At 63.1% G+C, this 3,896-nt stretch carries 6 protein-coding genes and 1 pseudogene; 3 read left to right on the top strand and 4 right to left on the bottom strand.

Annotation, left to right across the window (positions count from 1 at the left end; genetic code table 11):
- Nucleotides 1-472 precede the first annotated feature (472 nt).
- Nucleotides 473-748: a hypothetical protein gene (locus tag JO236_RS00175; protein ID WP_293323098.1), complete on the bottom strand. Its 276-nt coding sequence runs from the start codon at nucleotides 746-748 to the stop codon at nucleotides 473-475.
- Between the two features lie 142 nt (nucleotides 749-890).
- Between JO236_RS00175 and JO236_RS00170 the strand changes: the two genes are divergently transcribed.
- Both JO236_RS00170 and JO236_RS00165 read left to right on the top strand, forming a co-directional pair.
- On the top strand, nucleotides 891-1,118 hold the full coding sequence (locus JO236_RS00170) for a type II toxin-antitoxin system VapB family antitoxin (RefSeq protein ID WP_293323096.1): 228 nt from the start codon (nucleotides 891-893) through the stop codon (nucleotides 1,116-1,118).
- Nucleotides 1,119-1,517, top strand: coding sequence for a PIN domain nuclease (locus JO236_RS00165; RefSeq protein ID WP_293323094.1), 399 nt, complete (start codon nucleotides 1,119-1,121; stop codon nucleotides 1,515-1,517).
- Nucleotides 1,518-1,697: 180 nt separating this feature from the next.
- Here JO236_RS00165 and JO236_RS00160 read toward each other — a convergent pair whose 3' ends face one another.
- Together JO236_RS00160 and JO236_RS00155 are read right to left on the bottom strand one after the other, a co-directional pair.
- On the bottom strand, nucleotides 1,698-2,471 hold the full coding sequence (locus tag JO236_RS00160; RefSeq protein WP_293323092.1) for an alpha/beta fold hydrolase: 774 nt from the start codon (nucleotides 2,469-2,471) through the stop codon (nucleotides 1,698-1,700).
- Nucleotides 2,468-2,986, bottom strand: a complete 519-nt coding sequence (locus tag JO236_RS00155) for a MarR family winged helix-turn-helix transcriptional regulator (RefSeq protein WP_293323090.1) — start codon at nucleotides 2,984-2,986, stop codon at nucleotides 2,468-2,470. The genes JO236_RS00160 and JO236_RS00155 overlap by 4 nt, the downstream gene beginning before the upstream one ends.
- A 114-nt stretch (nucleotides 2,987-3,100) precedes the next feature.
- On the opposite strand from JO236_RS00155, the gene JO236_RS00150 reads away from it, so the two are divergent.
- Nucleotides 3,101-3,619 (top strand): phenolic acid decarboxylase, encoded by a 519-nt coding sequence (locus JO236_RS00150; protein ID WP_293323088.1) that lies wholly within the window; start codon nucleotides 3,101-3,103, stop codon nucleotides 3,617-3,619.
- A gap of 37 nt (nucleotides 3,620-3,656) precedes the next feature.
- On the opposite strand, the pseudogene JO236_RS00145 reads toward JO236_RS00150, so the two are convergent.
- Nucleotides 3,657-3,896, bottom strand: a pseudogene (locus JO236_RS00145) (arylsulfatase); the annotation flags it as partial.

The raw sequence follows: 3,896 nt of genomic DNA, 5'->3' as shown, positions 1-3,896 counted from the left end.
GTCAGTCTGGCGAAAACAGCGTTGACTGTGTTGGTCAGCGAATGGTTACGCACTATCCCCGCGTTCGGGTTAGATGCTGAGTCCGTGCCGCCGGTTATCCTCGAGGAAGCGGTCCGGCTGTCGAGTTTGCCGCTGCGCTGGCGCCTTACTGCACTTTAGTCGCTGGGTGCGGGTGCTGATGACCCAGTAGCAATTCGATTCCCACGCCCGCACGTAGGCGACCGCACCTAAAGAACACTCCCGCCGGTTCGACCGTAAAGCCACATTCGCGAGGTGGCCGGTGTCCACTGGACCCGCCGCCAGCCGCCACAAACGCGGCGGCCGAATTGGGCGATGCGGTCGATGCGGACCCGGTTGTCGGTGTCGAGGGATTCGCCGGGCTGGCTTTGGGGCGCCCGGTGTAAACGGTGTGCGGGGCTCCCGCGAGGGTGAAAAGTGCAGGTGGGCGGAGATTGCCGTAGGTAGGGCGCGATTAGAAGCCCGCGCCGGAGGTGTTGGTGCCGCTCGTAAGGCCGCCCTCGTTGAAGTGATCGCCGCGGTATTCGGCCAGGTACTCGGCGCGCCAGCGCGGCCAGTCCAGGTAGTTATCACCAGCGCCGTCACGGTAGCGCCGGTACTGGCCACGGGCTGTACGCAGCGAGCGCCGGGATTCGCGTGCCGCCCGCCGCGCGGCGTACCGTGCCGACGACTCCTGTGCCGGTGCCAGCGGCACAGCCGGATCACGGAACAGCTGCCCGCGGCCGAACATGAGACGAATGTACGCCCGTGCCGGTCGTCGATGGTCCGGCACGGAGTCAGGAATGCGAAGTGCATTGTCAGGGACAGGGACTGCATGCGATGGCAGAGTTTCCCAAAAGAGTTGCATACACATCGTGGTGTATGGTGGTGTCATGTCGCGTACCAACATCGAAATCGACGACGAACTTGTGGCCGCCGCGCAGCGAATGTACCGGCTGGATTCTAAGCGGAGTGCCGTTGACCTCGCCCTGCGCAGGCTCGTGGGTGAACAGCTAGGCCGCGATGAGGCGTTGGCGCTCCAGGGCAGCGGTTTCGACTTCACCAACGATGAGATCGAATCGTTTTCGCACGGGGACACAGGACCCGCAGATCAGTCCTAGATGATTGTCGACACGTCTGTCTGGATTGAATTTCTGTCCACCTCTGACTCGTTCGCCAGTCGCTGGCTAGCAGATCGCATTGCCGACAACTCGAAGGTGATCGTGCCTGAGGTCGTGATGATGGAGCTGCTGATCGGGACGACCGATGAGTCCAAGGCGGCAGTGCGGAGGCGGCTCCTGCAGCGGTTCAATATTGAGCCGCTGGCCCCTGTGCGCGACGCAGAAGATGCGGCCGCTATCCACCGGCGTTGTCGTCGCGGCGGTGACACTGTACGCAGTCTTATCGATTGCCAGGTGGCCGCGATGGCATTGCGGATCGGGGTCGCGGTGGCACATTGTGATCGCGACTACGAGGTGATCCGCACCCATTGCGGACTACAAACCGAGCCTTTGTTCTGATCGGGATTGCACGTCGAATACACATGCGGCACAAAGGGATTGCCAGAATACCGATAAGTCTGCAATCCGTTCGACGTGCTGGCAAAGGATACGCCGATCGGCGCAGACCTTCGGACACTCGCCGGCAATGCGAAGGTGGAGCCCCGGCCAGCGAACACGGCCACGTGAGGAACCACTACCTCAACTGTCAAAAGTTCGTGCTTTGGTGGTCGTGAGGATGGTGTCGGCGGTGAGGCGCGGGTTGTCGATCATCGGTACGTGGCCGACGTCGGGTAGCAGTACATAAGCGGCGTGGGGCAGGCGCTGCCGCGCGGTAACGCCGTTGATCTCCGGGGGAAAGATTTTGTCGTTGGCGCCCCACGCCAGGGTTATCGGGCAGGGCAGCGGACTCAGGGGGGCGACGCTGTCGCGGGTGGCGAGCAGATCGTCGATGCCGGTGCAGTCCAACAAATCACGCATCGCGCCGACGGCCTGGCCGGGAGTGAGTCGGTCACCGCGCTCGGCGACATCCCGCATGGTTTGGCGGCGGACCAAAGAGAAGCGCAGCATTGCCGGCGCAACGGGTCGGGCGATTTGTGCCAGACGGCGGGCGCGGCGGATCTTCTTTATTGCCTCGACTTGATCGGAGGTGCCGGGCGTCCAGAAGCCAGCCGGGGATAGCGCGCACACGGTGAGGGCGCGGCCCCGGCGGGCCAATTCGATCGCGACCCAACCACCCAAGGAGTTGCCGGCGATGTGGACTCGGTCGAGTCCCCGGGAATCCAGAAGGTCCTCAGCCTGCTCGGTGAGGACACCGATGCTGGCTTTACCGACGAGTTGCGGGCCTCCGCGATGGCCAGCAGCGGTTGGGGCCATCACCTCATGGTGGCGGGCAAGCAAGGGGGTGACGTCAGCCCACGCACGGCCTGACATTGTCACGCCGTGTAGGAGCAGAAGGGGCTCGCGGGCAGTCATGTTGGAGACCGTGGTGTCGAGCTGAGTGTCAGCCTTTGTGGGCCGGAATCGCGCATCGTCAACGACGACGGCTGTCCGCCTTGCGGCTGCTCGGCGAGCGCCCTGATCAGGTCGGCGATCGCGGGCAGACAGGTCTCTATTGCCTTGCGGCGCTGGGGGGAAAGGCGTTGCAACGCCTCCCGTAGAGCAGCTGTGCTGACCCGGTCGTAGCGGTCAAGCATGTCGCAAGCAGTGGGTGAGAGGGACAGGTGAACGTTGCGTAGGTCGGCGGCCGACGGAGTTCGCAGCACCAGTCCCGCCGCGGTCATCGTACGGACCAGGTTGCTGACGGTCGACGGCGCGACATGCAACCGAGTCGAGACTTCCCCCGGGGTCGCAGTGCCGGTTTCTTGCAGTGCACGCAGCAGTTCGATCTGGGCCTCAGGCAGGTCGGGCAGACCTTCGGCGTGACGGGTGCGCAGCACGGCCCGACGCAGCGGGCCGATCAGCCGGCCGAATTCTGTTGCTAGGTCCACCACCGCAGTATGGCATATAGTTTTGACACAAACTATTTTTGATGCAAAATTATCACATCACCGGGCGACGGTCCGGCGCCCTCATGTCGTGCCTCGGCAAGTTAGGAGAACTCCATGACTTCAGTGGCTAACCCCGTTCCCCCGCAAGACTTTTCGGGCATCGTCGGGTATCGCTTGATATATTCCTATGCCAACGGCTGGCGCTATGAGATGTATGTGAAGAACGCCGGGACCATCGACTACCGCATCCACTCGGGCATGGTCGGCGGCCGCTGGGTGAAGGACCAAGCCGTCGATCTCGTCCAGCTCGACGTCGATAGCTTCAAGATCTCCTGGACGGAACCCACCGGCACCTCGGTCGCGGTTAACGTCATGCCCGGCAAGCGTCGCCTGCACGGCGTGATCTTCTTCCCGCACTGGGTCCAGGAGCACGGTGAGCGAACCATCTGCTTCCAAAACGATCATCTGGAGGAGATGCGCGCCTATCGCGATCAGGGCCCCACGTACCCCATCTACGTGGTGGCCGAGTTCGCAACGATCACACTGCTGGAATACGTTGGGGCCGAACAGGACTCCGTCATTTCGGTGGGACCAGACGAGCTGCCCGAGGGCTGGGCCGACCGTGCCAACTGAACGACACCAGGCAACGCTCGAACATAGCCCTTTGCCGTCACTGGTGGGCCATGGCGATGTTGAATTTGTCTTCGGGCTGGATCAAATGGTCGTGGCTGTCTTGACCGATGTCGATTCGGACCCACTGGATCTCGCCGGTGAATTGGTTGCCCGCGGGACCGTAGTCGGGTGAGGCGGGCGAACCACTATCGGCGCCCACGTCACACGCCTCGTCGGCCGAGTAGGCCATGGGTTCGGTCTGATCGACCCGCCCTGCACCCACGGATTCGCCGTCGTA

Source organism: Mycobacterium sp. (assembly GCF_019247635.1).
In the GTDB taxonomy this organism is placed as follows: domain Bacteria; phylum Actinomycetota; class Actinomycetes; order Mycobacteriales; family Mycobacteriaceae; genus Mycobacterium.
This window is presented reverse-complemented; position numbering and strand designations above follow the sequence as displayed.

Excerpts from the sequence above, each read along its gene's own strand:
- JO236_RS00175 (WP_293323098.1), bottom strand. The coding sequence starts at position 748 with ATGTTCGGCCGCGGGCAGCTGTTCCGTGATCCGGCTGTGCCGCTGGCA.
- JO236_RS00150 (WP_293323088.1), top strand. The coding sequence starts at position 3,101 with ATGACTTCAGTGGCTAACCCCGTTCCCCCGCAAGACTTTTCGGGCATC.
- JO236_RS00165 (WP_293323094.1), top strand. The coding sequence starts at position 1,119 with ATGATTGTCGACACGTCTGTCTGGATTGAATTTCTGTCCACCTCTGAC.
- JO236_RS00160 (WP_293323092.1), bottom strand. The coding sequence starts at position 2,471 with ATGACTGCCCGCGAGCCCCTTCTGCTCCTACACGGCGTGACAATGTCA.
- JO236_RS00170 (WP_293323096.1), top strand. The coding sequence starts at position 891 with ATGTCGCGTACCAACATCGAAATCGACGACGAACTTGTGGCCGCCGCG.